Raw genomic sequence first — 19,156 nt, 5'->3', positions numbered from 1 at the left:
GGGGAATGCAGAATGTCACAATCATTAACTACAGAAGCATTAAGCTTCACAAAACCTTTTGGGATAGCTGAAAAAGAGATATTAAATCATGATGTTGAGTCATTTTTGACTAATTTGGTCAGTCAGTTTTCAGAACGTCGTGACACCTTATTAGCAGAAAGAGAAATTTGGAAACAAAAAGTGGATAATGGAATGCTTCCTGATTTTATTTCAGAATCAGATTCCATTATAAACTCAGAATGGAAAGTGAATCCAATTCCTAAAGACTTGCAAGATCGTCGGGTCGAAATTACAGGCCCCGTAGATCGTAAAATGGTGATCAATGCATTAAATGCTAATGTAAAAGTATTTATGGCAGATTTTGAGGATTCACTTGCCCCGACATGGGATAAGGTTATTGATGGCCAAATTAATTTACGTGATGCTGTCAAAGGAACAATTTCCTACACCAATGAACAAGGTAAGTGCTATCAACTAAAAGCATCGCCTGCGGTGTTAATTGCTCGAGTCAGGGGATTACACTTGCCAGAGAAGCATGTGCTATGGCAGGGAAAACCTATTCCTGGGTGCTTGTTTGATTTTGCCTTATATTTTTACCATAACTATAAAACATTACAGGCAAAGGGCAGCGGGCCTTATTTTTACATTCCTAAATTACAAACTTGGCAAGAGGCAAAATGGTGGAGTGATGTTTTTCATTTCACTGAAAAACGCTTCGGTTTAGCCAGCGGAACTATTAAAGCCACAGTATTAATTGAAACTTTACCTGCGGTATTTCAAATGGAAGAGATCTTATTCCATATGAAAGAGCATATTGTGGGCCTTAATTGTGGACGTTGGGATTATATCTTTAGCTATATCAAAACGTTGAAGAATTACCCTGATCGTGTGTTACCGGATAGACAGGGTATTACTATGACTCAACCTTTCTTAAGTGCTTATTCCCGACTACTTATTCAAACTTGTCATAAACGTGGTGCATTTGCGATGGGAGGAATGTCTGCTTTTATCCCCAGTCGCTCTGCGGAGCAAAATGGTGTCATTTTACAAAAGGTATTTGAGGATAAAGAGCTTGAAGCAACTAATGGTCATGATGGTACTTGGATAGCTCACCCTGGATTAGCCGAAACGGTGTTATCTGCGTTTGATGCGGTATTAGGAGAGCGAGCAAACCAACTTGATGTACAACGTCATGAAAAGATCACCGCAGAAATGTTATTGGCCCCTTGTGAAGGTGAAAGAACAGCAACAGGAATGAGAGCGAATATCCGTGTTGCTGTGCAATATATTGAAGCGTGGATCTCAGGTAATGGTTGTGTGCCTATTTATGGGCTAATGGAAGATGCCGCCACGGCAGAGATATCTCGAACCTCTATTTGGCAATGGATCCGTCATCAAAAACCATTATCGGATGGACAGATTGTAACAAAAGCGCTTTTTCGCAACATGTTGAAAGAAGAGCTGGAGGTAATTCGCCAAGAAGTGGGTGATACCCGCTTTGAGCAAGGTCGTTTTAAAGAAGCAGCGACCTTAATGGATAACATTACTACCCAAGATGAATTAGTCGATTTTCTGACTTTACCGGGTTATCAACTTTTAAATTAAAAAAGATACGTCATAACGTATTTATAAACTGCAAATATAAAACATCATCACTACCAGATTTATAGGAGTTATTTTATGTCTATGAGTAGATCAGAGCAGATTGCCCAATTAGAAAAAGAGTGGGAACAACCTCGCTGGAAAGGGATCAAACGTCCTTATAGCGCAGAAGATGTCATTAAATTACGAGGTTCCGTTAACCCTGAACATACCTTAGCAAGACGTGGTGCGCAACGGCTTTGGTCATCATTAAATGGTAAGTCGAAGAAGGGATATGTCAATGCATTAGGTGCTTTAACAGGAGGGCAAGCATTACAGCAAGCTAAAGCGGGATTAGAAGCCATTTATCTATCTGGTTGGCAAGTGGCGGCTGATGCGAATACTGCTGCCAGTATGTACCCTGATCAATCTTTATACCCGGTGGACTCTGTACCCAATGTTGTTCAGCGTATTAATAATACGTTTAGACGAGCTGATCAAATTCAGTGGTCAAATGGTATCGGCCCTCAGCATAAAGATTATATTGATTTTTTCCTTCCTATTGTTGCTGATGCAGAAGCGGGTTTTGGTGGTGTACTTAACGCATTTGAATTAATGAAAGCAATGATTGAGGCGGGTGCAGCAGGCGTTCACTTTGAAGATCAGTTAGCCGCAGTGAAAAAATGCGGTCATATGGGCGGAAAAGTCTTAGTACCTACGCAAGAGGCTGTGCAAAAGCTGGTGGCAGCACGTTTAGCGGCAGATGTTTCGGATGTTCCTACCTTATTGGTTGCCAGAACTGATGCGGATGCGGCCGATCTCTTAACTTCAGATTGCGATCCTTACGATAGTTCATTTTTAACTGGTGAGCGTACCGCTGAAGGTTTTTTCTGTACTCATGCAGGAATTGAGCAAGCCATTAGTCGAGGGCTTGCTTATGCCCCTTATGCCGATTTGGTCTGGTGTGAGACTTCCACGCCAGATCTGAAAATGGCGGCTAAATTTGCCGAAGCGATCCATGATAAATATCCCGGTAAAATGTTAGCGTATAATTGCTCTCCATCTTTTAACTGGAAAAAGAATCTTGACGATAGCACGATCGCCCATTTCCAAGATGAGCTTTCTGCGATGGGGTATAAATTCCAGTTTATCACTTTAGCGGGTATTCATAGTATGTGGTTCAATATGTTCGATTTAGCGCATGATTACGCTAAAGGTGAAGGTATGAAACACTATGTTGAAAAGGTACAAGAAAAAGAATTTGCTGCACTATCGAAAGGCTACACCTTCTCATCTCATCAACAAGAAGTGGGCACCGGCTATTTTGATAAAGTGACGACGATTATTCAAGGTGGTATGTCATCTGTTACGGCATTAACTGGCTCTACTGAAGAGCAACAATTCTAGTCCTTACTGTGATGCACTTTTGTGGTGATAATTCAGGAGCAGGATGCTCCTCTTTTTCATGAGGTCAGTTGATGACAGCTGAAGACTTAGTCGCTCAAACGATCTTACAAGGCTTTGATGCACAATATGGGCGTTTTCTTGAGATAACGTCAGGTGCTCAATATCGTTTTGAGCAAGCAGATTGGCATGGTATTCAATTGGCGATGAAAGAGCGCATCCGCTTATACGATAATCATGTTGGATTAGTTGTGGAACAACTTAGATGTATCCGACATGATATTGATAAAGAAAGTGTTTTCTTACAAAAAGTCAAAGAGCGATACACACAATTATTACCTAACTATCCCCGTTTTGAAATTGCTGAAAGTTTTTTTAATTCAGTCTATTGTCGTCTATTTCATCATCGAGAGCTTAATAAAAAAAACTTATTCGTTTTTTCATCACAACCTGCGTATCGTTTTGCGCAAGCCCCTCGCCCTTTATCAAGAACGTTTGTTATACAAAGTGATTTACCCGCATTATTGCAAGATATTTTATCGCGCCTACCTTTGCGTTTACCGTGGCAAAATAAATCGCGAGATATTCAATTTATTTGCCAAACGCTCTATGCGCAATTTAGCCATGAGGAATTACAAAATGCGGTATTTCACATTGCTAATGAGCTATTTTACCGTAATAAAGCGGCATGGATGATTGGTAAGATAGCGATAAATAATCAATTCATTCCCCTGTTATTACCTATTCATAATATTGAACAGCACTTAGTTATTGATACCTGTTTAACGACAACAGATGAAGCCAGTATTGTATTTGGCTTTGCTCGTTCTTATTTTATGGTTTATGCGCCATTTCCCGCGGCATTAGTAACATGGTTACGGGATATTCTCCCTGAAAAGTCTATTGCTGAGCTCTATATGTCGATTGGTTGTCAGAAACATGGCAAAACTGAATATTACCGTGAATACCTTGCTTTTATGAATTTTTCATCGGAACAATTTATTGAAGCTCCGGGGGTAAAAGGAATGGTGATGCTCGTTTTCACACTGCCTACTTACGATAGAGTGTTTAAAGTGATCAAAGATAGGTTTGCGCCACAAAAAACAATGACTGCAGAGCGTGTCAAAGAGTGCTATCGCTTGGTGAAAGAGCATGATCGTGTTGGGAGAATGGCGGATACGCAAGAGTTTGAGAACTTTGTTATTGATAAAAAGCGGATCAGTAACGACTTAATGGCGATCTTAGAACAGGAGATCCCCAACAAATTAGAAGATCTAGGTGATAAGTTACTGATCAGCCATCTGTATATGGAACGCCGTATGACGCCACTTAATATCTATATGGAGCAGTGTGACGATAAACAGTTAAAAGCCGTGGTTGAAGATTATGGCCAAGCACTTAAAGAGTTGATTGCCGCAAATATTTTTCCTGGTGATATGTTATTTAAGAATTTTGGCGTGACACGTCATCATCGAGTTATTTTTTATGATTATGATGAAATAAGTTATATGACAGATATGAATTTCCGTGCTATTCCTCCCTCTCGCTATCCTGAAGATGAACTGGCCAGTGAGCCTTGGTATAGCGTTGCTGAAAATGATGTTTTTCCTGAAGAGTTTCGTTACTTTTTATGTTGTGATAAGCAAGTATGTCATTATTTTGAAGCTCAACATCGTGATCTTCTTTCACCTGAATACTGGCAACAACAGCAGCAAAGAATTAAACAAGGGTATATTGAAGATGTTTACGCCTATCCACAAAGTAAACGTTTTATTGATAACGATATCTGTTAATAAAACAGAGTAATAAAGATAGATAATCGAATGATATACCTATCTTTATTGGGTAATAATTAAAGCATTAAATTAATGTTGAGCGCCAGCAACAGCTTCTTTTGCTAGCTCAGTAATACGTTGATAATCTCCTGCTTTCACGGCATCACTTGGAACTAACCAAGAGCCACCGATACAAAGTACACTTTCCAGTGCAAGGTAGTTACGGTAGTTTTCAGGCGAAATACCGCCAGTTGGGCAGAAACGTACTTGTGAGAATGGCCCTGCAATTGCTTTTAATGCTTTAACGCCACCATTAGCTTCTGCTGGGAAAAACTTAAATTCATTTAAACCGTAACTCATACCGAGCATTAATTCAGAAACAGTCGAGATACCAGGGATAAGAGGAATAGAGCCTGCTACCGCAGCTTTTAATAGCGCATCGGTTAAGCCTGGGCTAATGGCAAATTGTGCACCCGCTTCTGTGACTTGGGCTAATTGTTGAGGGTTGATCACTGTCCCTGCACCAACAATGGCTTCTGGTACTTCTTTAGCAATACGACGAATAGCTTCAATAGCGCAGTCTGTACGTAGTGTCACTTCTAAAACTTTTACGCCACCGGCGACTAACGCTTTTGCGACAGGTACAGCTTCTTCAATATGATTAATAACAATAACAGGAACAACGGGCCCTGATTTTAGTACAGACTCTGCACTTGTATTCCAATGATTCATCTTTATCTTTCCTAATCAGAAATAATGAAGAGCAAATAAATAGGCTTGCTCCTCATTAGGCAATGAAAACTTTATGTATTAAAAATCAATACAGCAAGCACCTTGTTCAGCACCTGATAAATGGCGACGTAAATTAACGAACAACTCACGACCGCAACCGCTATTGTTTGCGCTGAGATCAGGTATTTCGGTTTGGCGAGCTTCTAAGGTTTGTTCATCAACTAAGAGTGTTAATTCACCTGTTTTGCCATTAACACGAATAATGTCACCATCTTGTACTTTTGCTAATAGTCCACCGTTTACCGCCTCTGGTGTTACATGAATAGCGGCAGGAACTTTACCTGATGCACCAGAAAGACGGCCATCTGTGACTAATGCCACTTTATAGCCTTTATCCATCAATACCCCTAAAGGAGGCATGAGTTTATGTAATTCTGGCATCCCATTGGCTTGGGGACCTTGATAACGCACAACGACTACACAATCTTTATTCAATTCACCGGCGCTAAATTTAGCGGCAATATCATGTTGGCTATTAAACACAACAGCAGGTGCTTCAATAATTTTATTTTCATCAGGCACCGCCGACGTTTTCATCACTGCTCGACCTAAATTACCTTCCATCACCTGTGTTCCGCCGTGTGAAGAGAATGGCGTATTGATATCGGCAATCACATCTTTATCTAAAGATTGTATTGCACCTTCACGCCAATCAAGTTTACCTTCATTTAGCCACGGCTCTAAGGTATAGCGTTCAATACCAAATCCTGCCACCGTATTGACATCGCGATGAATTAAGCCTTTTTTCAGTAATTCACGAATAATAAGAGCAAGACCACCTGCCGCTTGGAATTGGTTAATATCTGCCGGACCATTAGGATAAATACGAGCAATTAATGGCACAACTTGTGATAATTGAGAAAAATCATCCCAATTAATCATAATGCCCGCCGCCCGTGCCATTGCCACTAAATGCATGGTGAGATTTGTTGAGCCACCTGTGGCTAACAGCACAATAATACCGTTAACAATCACCTTTTCGTCAACTAATTGACCAATAGGTAAATAATTCCCCGAGTTTTCTGTTAAGCGTACAATTTGTTTTGCTGCCGCTTCTGTTAATGCTTCACGTAATGGAGTATCTGGGTGAACAAAAGAGGAGCCAGGTAAATGTAAGCCCATTGCCTCCATCACCATTTGATTGGAGTTTGCTGTACCATAAAAAGTACAAGTTCCCATACTATGGTAAGAGGCTGCTTCTGCTTCTAATAAAGCATTACGATCGACCTTGCCTTCTGCATACAGTTGGCGAATACGCACCTTTTCTTTATTGGGTAAACCACTGGTCATTGGACCTGCAGGGACAAAAATTGCAGGCAGATGACCGAATGACAGTGCTGCCATAGTAAGCCCTGGAACGATTTTATCGCAGATCCCTAAATAAAGGGCGCCATCAAACATATTATGAGATAACCCTACAGCTGCAGACATGGCAATAACATCGCGACTTAGCAGTGATAGCTCCATTCCATCTTGCCCTTGTGTCACACCATCACACATCGCAGGCACACCACCAGCGACTTGACCTACAGCACCAACAGTATGCAATGCCGCTTTAATTTTTTGTGGATAATCTTCATAAGGTTTATGAGCGGATAACATATCGTTATACGCAGTAATGATGGCGATATCATTATGAACCATATTCTTAAGTAAATTTTTATCTTCACTTTGACAGGCGGCAAAACCATGAGCCAAATTACCGCAAGCTAACTGGGCACGGTGTACGGTTTGGCTTTTAGCAGCTTCAATTTTTTTCAGATAAGCGCGACGAGTTATTTGTGAGCGAGCAACAATACGTTCAGTCACTTGTTGTACGGTTTCGTTTAATGCGGCGAAGTTGTTCTGAAACTGGTCATGATTTTTCGGGTTCATAATAGTGCTTCCTTTATTCACACAGGGTGACGGCATTACTTATTGCTATAAGAAAAAATATAAGCGCTTAGCAATAACTTGTTACCGGTAACATTGTTACGGGTAACAAGCTCAGTTGCAATACTCTTAAACCAAGCTTAAACAACATCTGTGATCGATATCAATTTTTTAAGATGATAAGTAACAGTTTTTTAATATTTAACGGCTAAAAATGAAAAAAAACGATTTTTGCATAAGCTGAATCGTTTTATTTAAGGAGAAGCCTTCCTAATTTGTACATAAATAAATAGAAAGGCCTAGCTGGGTTAACTTTTTACACCACCATATTCACGGCTGATCTGCTTAGCCGCTTTTATCACCAGTGCACCTAATTCCGTAATGCGTGAATCTGTCATTCTAGATACGGGGCCAGAGAGTGAAATAGCGGCAAAAGGCTGGTGGTGTTCATCATAGATACAAGCGCCAATACAACGTAAACCTAATGCATGCTCTTCATCATCAAAAGAGAAACCTTGTTTACGAGCTTGTTCTAAATTCTCTTTTAATGCGGAAGGTAAGGTTTTGGTATAAGGGGTATAGGCCATCAGACCTTTTTTCTGTAAAAGGGGGAGTAACTTATTTTCCGGTAAAGTGGATAGAAATGCTTTACCTGCACCAGATGCATGCATTGGCAACTTGCCGCCAATTGGGGCAGACATTCTCATTAATGCATTACATTGTACTTGGTCGACAATCACCGCATCAAATTCAACTTGATCAAGAATAGCCAAATTAACGGTTTCACCAGAATCTTCCATTAATTGACGCAATATAGGGTGCACCATAACCAGTAGGTTACGGGTTTGCAGAAAGCTACTACCGACAATAAAGGCATGAGTGCCCACTACCCATAAACCTAAATCACCTACTTGGCGTACAAAACCATGTTGTTGCAAAGTAGTAAGTAAGCGGTGAGTAGTGGAATTGGGTAGTCCTGCTTGAAAAGCTAAATCAGTTAAAGCAATACCGCCTGGAGATTCGGAAATATATTCCAATAATGTTAAGCCACGGCTTAATGACTGAACGGGGCCACCTTGTGCAGTACTTTGAGTTGCGGGTGTTTTTGGCTTACGAGCTTTTTTATTGGTAGGGAAGACGGTCATACTTACACTCCAGAAATACTGTCCATATTATCCTCTATTATGACCTATATAACGTAATAAAACTCCTCTGATCTGTATATTTTTCAAAACAAAGCATATGAAAACAAATATTGATGTTATCGGGTTATGGTTAGGTGAAAATCTCTCATATTCCTCTTAGGAATCTTTGCAAAGAGATATGATAGGATAAAAAAACAACGAACTTGCTATATAACGAAAATAACAACAACACAATATTCTTTGGTAGAGGAAGCAATGTGACCATGATAACTCAGCAGCTTACGCAAGCATTAGCCAAACGTATCTTAGTCCTTGATGGCGCAATGGGAACCATGATCCAGCAATATCAGCTGGCAGAAGAAGATTACCGAGGTGAACGTTTTGCCCATTGGCAATGTGATGTTAAAGGGAATAATGACCTTTTAGTCTTGACGCAGCCGCAGATCATTACTGAAATTCATAATGCTTATTTTGAAGCCGGTGCAGATATCGTGGAAACAAACACCTTTAATGCAACCTCTATTGCCATGGCTGATTATCAGATGGAAGGGTTATGTGCAGAATTGAATGAAGAGGCTGCTAAACTTGCCAGAGCCTGTGCTGATAAATGGAGTGCATTAACGCCAGATAAACCACGTTATGTTGCAGGGGTATTAGGGCCAACCAATAGAACAGCATCCATTTCTCCGGATGTTAACGATCCCGCGTTTCGTAATATCTCATTTGATACATTGGTGATGGCTTATCGAGAGGCGATCTGCGGACTCATTAAAGGAGGGGTGGATTTAATTATGGTGGAAACCATTTTTGACACCCTAAATGCTAAAGCGGCTATTTTTGCGATTAAATGTGAGTTTGATAATCTTAATATTGAATTACCGGTGATGATCTCAGGGACTATCACTGATGCGTCAGGTAGAACATTAACAGGGCAAACCACAGAAGCCTTTTATCACTCACTACGTCATGCCGACGCGTTATCATTTGGTTTAAATTGTGCGCTAGGGCCAAAAGAATTACGCCAATATATTCAAACTCTCTCCCAAATATCAGAAACTTATGTCAGTGCTCACCCTAATGCTGGCTTACCTAATGCCTTTGGCGGATATGATTTAGATGCCAATGAGATGGCGGAACAAATCAAGGAGTGGGCGCAAGCTGGGTTTCTTAATATTGTCGGTGGTTGTTGTGGCACAACCCCTGCCCATATTCAGGCTATTGCTCAAGCGGTTGATGGCATAGCACCTAGAACATTACCTGTCATTAAAAAAGCCTGTCGACTCTCAGGTCTTGAGCCTTTGGTCATTGATGATAATTCGCTGTTCGTCAATGTGGGGGAACGAACGAATGTGACAGGTTCGGCTAAATTTAAACGTTTAATAAAAGAAGGTAATTACCAAGAAGCCCTTGATGTTGCTCGTCAGCAAGTTGAAAACGGTGCTCAAATCATCGATATCAATATGGATGAAGGCATGTTAGATGCGATAGAAGCAATGACACGTTTTCTTAATCTTATTGCGGGTGAACCCGATATTGCCAAAGTCCCGATTATGATTGATTCGTCAAAATGGCAAGTCATTGAGGAAGGATTGAAATGTATTCAGGGTAAGGGAATAGTCAATTCGATTTCGATGAAAGAAGGGGAAGCCCTTTTTATTGAGCATGCAAAATTAGTTCGTAAGTATGGTGCTGCGGTTGTCGTGATGGCGTTTGATGAAATAGGGCAAGCAGATACTCGAGAGCGAAAAATAAAAATTTGTCGGCGTGCGTATTATCTATTAACTGAAAAAGCTGGATTTCCACCAGAAGATATTATTTTTGATCCCAATATTTTTGCTGTAGCAACGGGTATTGCTGAACATAATAATTATGCAGTTGATTTTATAGAAGTTTGTGCGGATATTAAATCTCAACTGCCTTATGCTTTAATTTCTGGCGGTGTTTCTAATGTGTCATTCTCTTTTCGGGGCAATGATCCCGTTCGGGAAGCTATCCACTCCGTTTTTCTCTATTACGCTGTAAAAAATGGTATGGATATGGGGATTGTCAATGCTGGGCAGCTCGCTATTTATGACTCATTACCGGATGAACTACGTAATGCGGTAGAGGATGTTATTTTAAATCGCCATGCAGAGAGTACTGATAATTTACTGGCACTCGCAGAGCGTTATCGTGGTACTAAAAGTGAGGAACAGCACTCTACGCTTGCGCAATGGCGACAATGGGAGGTCGAAAAGCGCCTAGAGTACGCGTTAGTGAAAGGGATCACCGAATTTATCATTGAAGATACCGAAGCGTGCCGCCAACAAGCTTCGAGTCCTATCGAAGTGATAGAAGGGCCATTAATGAATGGCATGAACACAGTGGGCGATCTGTTTGGTGAAGGTAAAATGTTTTTACCCCAAGTAGTAAAATCGGCACGGGTGATGAAACAGGCCGTAGCTTACCTTGAACCTTATATTCAAGCGACAAAAAAAGCAGGCAGCTCGGCAGGAAAAGTGTTACTGGCGACAGTAAAGGGAGATGTCCACGACATTGGCAAAAATATTGTCGGAGTGGTGTTGCAATGTAATAACTATGAAATTATCGATCTGGGGGTCATGGTACCTTGCGATAAAATCTTGCAAACAGCCATTGACGAAAATGTTGATATTATTGGATTGTCTGGATTGATCACTCCATCACTGGATGAGATGGTGAATGTTGCTAAGGAGATGGAAAGACGCGGTTTTTCTCTTCCTTTAATGATTGGTGGTGCGACAACATCGAAAGCGCACACGGCAGTAAAAATTGAACCTAATTACAGCCACCCAACCGTTTATGTGCAGAATGCGTCAAGAACGGTCGGGGTGGTCGCTGCATTATTATCGGCCACACAAAAGGCTGATTTTGTCGCTAAAACACGCCATGAATATGAAGTGGTACGTCAGCAGTATGCGAGAAAAAAACCGCGTACGCCTCCCGTTTCCTTAGCGACAGCTCGTGCCAATGCATTGCAGCTTGACTGGCAACACTATACGCCACCTAAGCCGAACCAATTAGGGGTACAACAAGTTACAGCCAATATTGAAACTTTACGTAAGTATATCGACTGGACACCTTTCTTTATGACTTGGTCATTGGCGGGGAAATATCCACGTATATTAGAAGATGAGGTTGTCGGAGAAGAGGCAAGACGCGTTTTTGCAGATGCGAATGCCATGTTGGATAAACTCAGTCGTGAAAAATTACTGACTCCGAAAGGTATCGTTGGTTTATTCCCTGCTAATCGCCTTGGTGATGACATTATTATTTACCAAGATGAAACGCGACAGCATGAGCTATTACGTTGTTGTCATTTACGCCAACAAACAGAAAAAAAAGAGTACCCTAACTATTGCTTAGCAGACTTTATTGCCCCTGTGGATAGTGGTCTTGCTGACTATTTTGGTGCTTTTGCAGTTACCGGCGGTCTAGAAGAAGATGCACTCGCTAATGGGTATGATAATGCTCATGATGATTACAATAAAATTATGGTAAAAGCGCTATCCGATCGTCTTGCAGAAGCTTTTGCCGAATATTTGCATCAACAAGTGAGAACCAAGATTTGGGGTTACAGTCCTGACGAAGCGCTCTCTAATGACGAGTTGATTAGAGAAAAATATCAAGGAACACGACCTGCACCGGGATATCCAGCTTGCCCAGAGCACACAGAAAAAGCAAAAATTTGGCAACTGTTAAATGTAGAAAATCGCATTGGTATGAAGCTTACTGATGCTTATGCGATGTGGCCGGGGGCTTCGGTATCGGGTTGGTATTTTAGTCATCCTGAAAGTAAATATTTTGCCGTCGCTCAAATTCAAAAAGATCAGGTAGAAGATTACGCCAAACGTCGTGGTATGAGTATAAGTGAAGTGGAACGTTGGTTAGCCCCTAATTTAGGCTATGAGCCTTAATTAAACGGTATCTGAAGATTATAATAATGTAATAAATAACAAGGTGATAATCATATCCCCTTGTTATTTTCTCTCGCAGTTCCCATTAAAGATGTATAAGCTGTAAGCCTGTATCAGAAAAAAGGACATGATGATGAGTTATACTTTGTATCTTCAGCAAACCCCAACAGTTGGCACTAAAGTTCCTTTTCCTTCTTTAGCCAAAGGAAATTACCCATTAAATGAAGTTATCATTAATGCGTTTTTAAATCTGATGCAATTAACAGGGAATTTGGATACAGATGCATTATTAGATGAAAAAATGTTTGATAAGATTTGGCTTAAGGCTGAAATGACACCGGCGCGCATGGAAGAAATTGGTGACTATATTTATCATCATATTCCTACACATCCAGCCCCCCTAGAAGAAGAGATCACACTATTTAAGCAAGCTATGCAAGAAGAAGAGGCATTGTTAGCTAAAGAGAGTGAAAAAGAAGGGTGTATTCCAATTTATAAGTTTGCTACAAATGATGGTTGGATTGTGACACCGAAAGAGTGTGAGATTATTGCCTCAGCACTTACAGCTAAGCTTCTTGAAGATAACCATGTATTTGTGGAACAAGTGGCTAAGATGTCTCATATTGCCTATCGCTCGTTAGAAATCGCGTTGATTGATTTTGGTAAATTTAATCAATTTGCTAAAAAATATGGTGGTTATCGAGTTTATTAAAAAATAAAAAGCGGATCTTTCTATCGAAAGGCATCCGCTTACGTTAATACTGTAATAGGGTTGGATATTGTTAGAAAGGTATATTTATTTTTTTAAAAATTCTTTATATGTGTTTATTTTTTCTTTGTTCTCTGAACTGATAAACAAACTCTTTTTATGGATGTTTATCATATTGTTGATACAATCAATATTGATTTTTTCTTTTGGTATTGATTCTCTTTCGATTCTGTTGGGGAAAACTTCAGTATAGAACAAAAAATTGAGAGTTTCTTGATTAGGATATGAAAGAAAATCTGATTTATTGTTAAAATATGCAAGTGTATTTTCATTTTCATTTAATCTAATTTTTAGTATTTCTTTTTGTTGATTTAAATCATTTATTTCACTTTTAAAATTGTTTGTTAAAACATTTTTCATGTTTTTATAGTCATGCTCATTTGTAACTAAACCTGATTTATATCTATTTTTAATTAAATCATTAATTGATTTTATATCATTGTATTTTTCTTTTAATTTTGATTCTATTCCTGTAAGTGCGTGTTGATTTTTATTAATTCTATTATTGATATTTGCTATTGAGGCTGTGATGCTATTTTGTGGTTTATAAAAAGTATGAGTATTAACACATGAATTTTGAAAAGGTTGTGATAGATTATATAGTGATTTTATTTCATTTCGTAGTTCTTTTAATTTTTTACTCTTATTTATAACGTTCACATGCATATATTGGACAGTTTTACAAATATCATAGCTTAATTTTATAGACATAACTCCCTCTTAAAGATGATAAAATAAATTAAAAATACTCTATATTATTTTTAAATATAATAATTTTAAATATAAGTCATTTTTACTGTAAAAATAAATAACATAGGCTCCTTATTGCAAGAAGCCTATGTTAAATTCTAAAGTCATTGAAATGTTGTTATTCTATTTCCATATCTTAATCTTATGTTGTTTATATTTATTCTATAAATATTTACTAAGTAATAAGTTAAAATAAGGTGTCGTGTAGTTTTCTGACAATATTATCTGCATCTTTGCCATCCACTAATAAACATAAGTTATGGGTACTCGCACCATGACTTATCATTCTAATATTATAATCCTCTAAAGTGCCAAAAATCTGGCTTCCTAAGCCATTTACTTGCGATAGTGAATTACCAATGATAGCGACCAATGCCAGATCTTCTTCTACTTCCACGCGACATAATGCGGATAATTCTGTTAATAAAGCATTAGTTAACAGACTGCCTGATGAGCTAGTGGTACCTGTGGTATCCAATGTTAAAGCAATACTGACTTCTGATGTGGTTATCACATCAACCGAAATATGGTGGCGTGATAAAATGGTAAATATTTCTGCCAAAAAACCACGGGCATGAAGCATTTTCAAACTATGCAGGGTAAGTAGTGTCTGGTTTCTACGTAGTGCAATGGCACGAAACACAGGAGGATTATCAGTTTGTGCACAAACCAATGTACCACCTTCTTCTGGTGCTTTGCTTGAGCCGACAAACACAGGAATGCCACTACGCACTGCAGGTAATAACGTTGCGGGATGGAGAATTTTAGCACCAAAGGTTGCCATTTCAGCCGCTTCATCAAAGGCAATATGATCAATACGATGTGCTTGTGGGACTATTCTTGGATCAGTGCTATAAATACCAGGTACATCAGTCCAAATATCGACACGTGACATCCCTAATGCTTCACCAATCAGTGCCGCAGTATAATCACTTCCGCCACGTCCTAAGGTGGTGGTTTTTCCTTTAGGCTCTTGTCCGATAAAACCTTGGGTAACAATCACGGTTTCTGTTAAGCGGGGCTGAATTAAACTTTGTGTTAACTCAGTTAATTGCGCCATATCTGGCTCAGCATGACAAAACAGATCGTTGGTTTTCATTACTTTTCTGACATCAAACCAATCTGCACTTATTCCTTTTTCACGTAACAGTTCAACAAACAATAACGTTGACATCAATTCACCGTGGCTGACTAACTCATCGGTTAACGCATCAGAAGTTGCCAAGGCTGCCGCTTCTGACAGCATTTCAATATTGTCCAATAAGCGGTTTATTTCTTGAGAAATAATTTCTGCTTGTGATAGTTGATTGATGATGGCGTATTCAATATCACGAACTTGAGCCAATAAAGCGGCTCGTTGTGTTGCGTCAACACCTGTCGCAAGTTCGATAAGTAAATTGGTGATCCCCGCTGAAGCAGAAAGAACCACCACACGGACTGATTTCTGTTTTAAGATAATATCTGCACACTTTTCCATCGCCGCAAAATTTGCCACGCTAGTGCCACCAAATTTGGCGATAGTAAAAGGTGATGAAGGTGTTGCAGTATTATCTTTCATTGTTGTATTCCTTTAGTCCCAGTGAGATGTTAAACACAGTTAGGAATATCGGTTATTGCCAAAAGAGTCAATCAAGAGTGAAGGATAATCAATTTAATTAATAATCACTCAAAGATTATCGGTTTTGCCTATGTAAGTAATTAATACTAGATTTGTTGAATGGTTTTGACGAATATCATCAAATAAGAAAGAATTGACCGTAACTATTAAATGACAGGCTACAATCTGAGAGTATCGGATTGTAATCTTAAGAGAGTATTGTGAATGAAAAATGTAAACCCAACTCATACCTTAGCTTGGAAGGCATTAGAAGACCATTTTGCCGTGATGAAAGATACAGAAATGAAAACACTGTTCTCTCAAGATCCATCACGCTTTAACACCTTTTCAAGAACGTTTTCAGACCAAATTCTAGTCGATTTTTCAAAAAACCGTATCACCCAAGAAACATTAGATAAATTACAGGCTCTGGCTAAAGAGTGTGATGTTGCTGGTGCGATAAAGAGCATGTTTAGCGGTGAAAAAATCAACTGTACGGAAGATCGTGCGGTACTCCACACCGCATTACGCAACCGTAGCAATACACCGGTTATGGTCGATGGCAAAGATGTGATGCCAGAAGTCAATGCTGTATTGCATAAAATGAAAGTATTTAGTGAGCGTGTGATTAGTGGTGAATGGAAAGGTTACACAGGTAAAGCGATTACTGATGTGGTCAATATCGGTATTGGTGGTTCTGATTTAGGCCCGTATATGGTGACAGAAGCACTGCGCCCTTATAAAAACCACTTGACCATGCATTTTGTTTCTAATGTTGATGGTACACATATTGCAGAAACCTTGAAAAAATGCGATCCAGAAACAACGCTATTCTTGATTGCTTCAAAAACCTTTACCACACAAGAAACCATGACTAATGCACACTCTGCAAGAGATTGGTTCTTATCTGCGGCTAAAGAGAGTGCTTTTGTCGCGAAACACTTTGTTGCGTTATCAACTAATAGTGCTGAAGTAGAAAAATTTGGTATTGATACCGCAAATATGTTTGAGTTTTGGGATTGGGTTGGTGGCCGCTACTCATTATGGTCAGCAATTGGTTTATCCATTGTATTATCTATTGGTTATGACAACTTTGAGCAGTTACTGTCTGGTGCTCATGCTATGGATAATCACTTTAGAACCACTGAAGCTGAAAATAATATTCCGATGATATTGGCGCTTATTGGCATTTGGTATAACAATTTTTTTGGTACCGAAACTGAAGCGATTCTGCCATACGATCAATATATGCACCGTTTTGCTGCTTACTTCCAACAAGGTAATATGGAATCCAATGGTAAATATATCGACCGTGATGGAAACAAAGTCAGTTACCAAACCGGACCTATTATTTGGGGAGAGCCGGGGACTAATGGCCAGCATGCGTTTTATCAATTAATTCATCAAGGAACCAAACTGATCCCTTGTGATTTTATTGCACCAGCGATCAGCCATAATCCATTATCTGATCATCATGCAAAACTAATGTCGAACTTCTTTGCACAAACCGAAGCATTAGCATTTGGTAAAACTCGTGAGCAAGTCGATGCAGAGTTTGCCTCAGCAGGAAAAGATCCTGCAACCATGGGGTATGTGGCACCATTTAAAGTGTTTGAAGGGAATCGTCCCACCAACTCCATTCTTTTAAAAGAGATCACTCCCTATTCATTAGGCGCGTTAATTGCGATGTATGAACATAAAATCTTTGTACAAGGTGTAATTTTCAATATCTTCACCTTTGACCAATGGGGCGTTGAGTTGGGCAAACAATTAGCTAATCGCATATTGCCAGAGTTAAAAGGTAAGGAAAGTGTTAACAGTCATGATAGTTCAACAAATAATTTAATTAATCGTTACAAAGCATGGCGTTAAGAGAATAAATTAAGTGTGATTAAGCGCTTATAACCAAGGAGGTTGATGGTGACCTCCTTTGTTTTTTCTCAATTTGAGTGAATTCTGATTATCTTTTAACGTTTTTTTAGATTATTTATACGAAATGTTATCAGCTTTTAACTTCCTATCGCTACATCATGATATCCTTAGTGCATAATGATTTATAAAGTTAGGATCATCATAGTTGTGATGATGAAAGAATGTTTAAAAAATCCATAATTACTCACGCACCTATTCACTGGTTATCAGATGAAGAGCGTGAAGAAGTCGCAGAAAATACCTTAAGTTGGCTGCTGGAATTAGGTTCAATGACACGACGTTTTGAGCAACATTGCCATCAAGTGACGGTAATGCCATATCAAGAAGGTTTTATTGAATATATCGAGCCTGCTGATGAACAAAAGTGTTTACCTTATAGCCGACGCTATTGGCTAAGAGAAATCGTCCTTTGTGGGGATAATGTACCTTGGTTATTAGGGCGAACATTAGTGCCGGAAGAGACATTAACGGGTGAAGATCGCCAATTAGTGAATTTGCGTACGGTGCCATTAGGACGTTATCTGTTCCAGGAAACAACCTTAAGTCGTGATTTTATTCATATTGGGCAACAAAATGGACATTGGTTACGTCGTTCCCGTTTCCAGCTTTCAGATAAACCTTTATTATTAACTGAGGTGTTTTTGCCTGCATCACCTGTATATAAGCAGTAGTTAGGGGGAGCTAAAATTGGAGGGAAGTATGACGCACAATAAATGGCAGGCGTATAGCCGTTTAATGCGTATAGATAAGCCTATTGGAGCGCTATTATTACTTTGGCCAACGTATTGGGCATTATGGATCGCCGCTAAAGGCTTTCCTGACTGGCATATCCTGATTGTATTTACTCTAGGTGTGTTTTCCATGCGTGCCGCTGGGTGTGTAATAAATGACTTTGCTGACAGAAAAATTGATGGCAACGTTGAAAGAACTAAAAATAGACCATTACCTAGTGGTGCTGTAACGGAGAAAGAGAGCAAGATTATCTTTATTGTCTTGGTGCTGTTTTCGTTTGGATTAGTGCTTACGTTAAATACCATGACCATTTGGTTATCTATTGCCGCACTTGCACTCGCATGGTTTTATCCTTTTGTAAAACGTTTTAGTAATTTGCCTCAATTAATTTTAGGTATGGCCTTTGGTTGGTCTATCCCTATGGGATTTGCTGCAGTTTCTGAAACACTACCTTTAGTATGTTGGTTACTCTTTTTGGTCAATATTATCTGGTCTGTTGTGTATGACACTCAATATGCCATGGTCGATCGCAATGATGATTTAAAAATAGGGGTGAAATCGACAGCCATTCTGTTTGGTCGTTACGATAAAATCATTATTGGTATTTTACAGTTAGTGATGTTGGCATTATTAGTGGCGATTGGCGTTTTGCTGAATATGAAAGGGATCTATTATTGGTCATTGTTACTCGTGACAGCCCTGTTTATTTATCAACAGAAATTAATTGCTGAACGGGAAAGAGCCCCTTGTTTTCAAGCGTTTATGAATAATAATTATGTCGGTTTTGTTTTATTCGCAGGTATTTTATTTAATTATTTCTAATAAATATATTACCAGCACTAGCTGAGCACTGAAGTTGCATAAAAATAAAA

The 19,156-nt window shown here is 39.2% G+C and carries 13 protein-coding genes; 8 read left to right on the top strand and 5 right to left on the bottom strand.

Features of this window, described 5'->3' with window-relative positions:
- Nucleotides 1-12: 12 nt before the first annotated feature.
- The 3 genes from aceB (at nucleotide 13) to aceK (ending at nucleotide 4,778) form a co-directional block, all read left to right on the top strand.
- Nucleotides 13-1,605 (top strand): malate synthase A, encoded by a 1,593-nt coding sequence (gene aceB / locus PMI_RS13625; RefSeq protein WP_012368499.1) that lies wholly within the window; start codon nucleotides 13-15, stop codon nucleotides 1,603-1,605.
- A 75-nt stretch (nucleotides 1,606-1,680) separates the two neighbouring features.
- A complete protein-coding gene (gene aceA, locus PMI_RS13620; RefSeq protein WP_012368498.1) occupies nucleotides 1,681-2,988 on the top strand; it encodes an isocitrate lyase in 1,308 nt (435 codons plus the stop codon).
- Nucleotides 2,989-3,059: 71 nt separating this feature from the next.
- The gene (gene aceK / locus PMI_RS13615) at nucleotides 3,060-4,778 is read left to right on the top strand and encodes a bifunctional isocitrate dehydrogenase kinase/phosphatase (protein WP_012368497.1); all 1,719 of its coding nucleotides are present in this window, start codon (nucleotides 3,060-3,062) and stop codon (nucleotides 4,776-4,778) included.
- A 72-nt stretch (nucleotides 4,779-4,850) separates the two neighbouring features.
- Here aceK and PMI_RS13610 read toward each other — a convergent pair whose 3' ends face one another.
- The 3 genes from PMI_RS13610 to iclR all read right to left on the bottom strand — a co-directional run bounded on the left by PMI_RS13610 (nucleotide 4,851) and on the right by iclR (nucleotide 8,569).
- The gene (locus PMI_RS13610; RefSeq protein WP_004245923.1) at nucleotides 4,851-5,492 is read right to left on the bottom strand and encodes a bifunctional 4-hydroxy-2-oxoglutarate aldolase/2-dehydro-3-deoxy-phosphogluconate aldolase; all 642 of its coding nucleotides are present in this window, start codon (nucleotides 5,490-5,492) and stop codon (nucleotides 4,851-4,853) included.
- 78 nt (nucleotides 5,493-5,570) lie between these two features.
- Nucleotides 5,571-7,427: a phosphogluconate dehydratase gene (gene edd / locus PMI_RS13605; RefSeq protein ID WP_004249150.1), complete on the bottom strand. Its 1,857-nt coding sequence runs from the start codon at nucleotides 7,425-7,427 to the stop codon at nucleotides 5,571-5,573.
- Nucleotides 7,428-7,732: 305 nt separating this feature from the next.
- Entirely contained in the window at nucleotides 7,733-8,569 is an 837-nt protein-coding gene (gene iclR, locus PMI_RS13600) for a glyoxylate bypass operon transcriptional repressor IclR (protein WP_012368496.1), read from the bottom strand.
- Nucleotides 8,570-8,832: 263 nt separating this feature from the next.
- Here iclR and metH point away from each other — a divergent pair, with 263 nt between their 5' ends.
- Together metH and PMI_RS13590 are read left to right on the top strand one after the other, a co-directional pair.
- Nucleotides 8,833-12,504 carry a methionine synthase gene (gene metH, locus PMI_RS13595; RefSeq protein WP_012368495.1) on the top strand — a complete coding sequence of 1,224 codons (3,672 nt, stop codon included), beginning with the start codon at nucleotides 8,833-8,835 and terminating at the stop codon, nucleotides 12,502-12,504.
- Between the two features lie 133 nt (nucleotides 12,505-12,637).
- Nucleotides 12,638-13,216, top strand: coding sequence for a hypothetical protein (locus tag PMI_RS13590; protein WP_004249153.1), 579 nt, complete (start codon nucleotides 12,638-12,640; stop codon nucleotides 13,214-13,216).
- Between the two features lie 84 nt (nucleotides 13,217-13,300).
- Here the strand turns inward: PMI_RS13590 and PMI_RS13585 are convergent, their stop codons facing one another.
- Both PMI_RS13585 and lysC read right to left on the bottom strand, forming a co-directional pair.
- Nucleotides 13,301-13,984: a hypothetical protein gene (locus PMI_RS13585; RefSeq protein WP_012368494.1), complete on the bottom strand. Its 684-nt coding sequence runs from the start codon at nucleotides 13,982-13,984 to the stop codon at nucleotides 13,301-13,303.
- 226 nt (nucleotides 13,985-14,210) lie between these two features.
- Nucleotides 14,211-15,581: a lysine-sensitive aspartokinase 3 gene (lysC, locus tag PMI_RS13580; RefSeq protein ID WP_012368493.1), complete on the bottom strand. Its 1,371-nt coding sequence runs from the start codon at nucleotides 15,579-15,581 to the stop codon at nucleotides 14,211-14,213.
- A gap of 264 nt (nucleotides 15,582-15,845) precedes the next feature.
- Here lysC and pgi point away from each other — a divergent pair, with 264 nt between their 5' ends.
- The 3 genes from pgi (at nucleotide 15,846) to ubiA (ending at nucleotide 19,106) form a co-directional block, all read left to right on the top strand.
- Nucleotides 15,846-17,492 (top strand): glucose-6-phosphate isomerase, encoded by a 1,647-nt coding sequence (gene pgi / locus PMI_RS13575; protein WP_004250104.1) that lies wholly within the window; start codon nucleotides 15,846-15,848, stop codon nucleotides 17,490-17,492.
- A 221-nt stretch (nucleotides 17,493-17,713) separates the two neighbouring features.
- Nucleotides 17,714-18,223, top strand: coding sequence for a chorismate lyase (gene ubiC, locus PMI_RS13570; RefSeq protein ID WP_004245914.1), 510 nt, complete (start codon nucleotides 17,714-17,716; stop codon nucleotides 18,221-18,223).
- Between the two features lie 28 nt (nucleotides 18,224-18,251).
- The gene (ubiA, locus tag PMI_RS13565) at nucleotides 18,252-19,106 is read left to right on the top strand and encodes a 4-hydroxybenzoate octaprenyltransferase (protein ID WP_004250107.1); all 855 of its coding nucleotides are present in this window, start codon (nucleotides 18,252-18,254) and stop codon (nucleotides 19,104-19,106) included.
- Nucleotides 19,107-19,156 lie beyond the last annotated feature (50 nt).

Source organism: Proteus mirabilis HI4320 (assembly GCF_000069965.1).
GTDB lineage: Bacteria > Pseudomonadota > Gammaproteobacteria > Enterobacterales > Enterobacteriaceae > Proteus > Proteus mirabilis.
The sequence above is the reverse complement of the archived record's forward strand: the minus strand, read 5'-3'. Positions and strand labels throughout refer to the sequence as shown.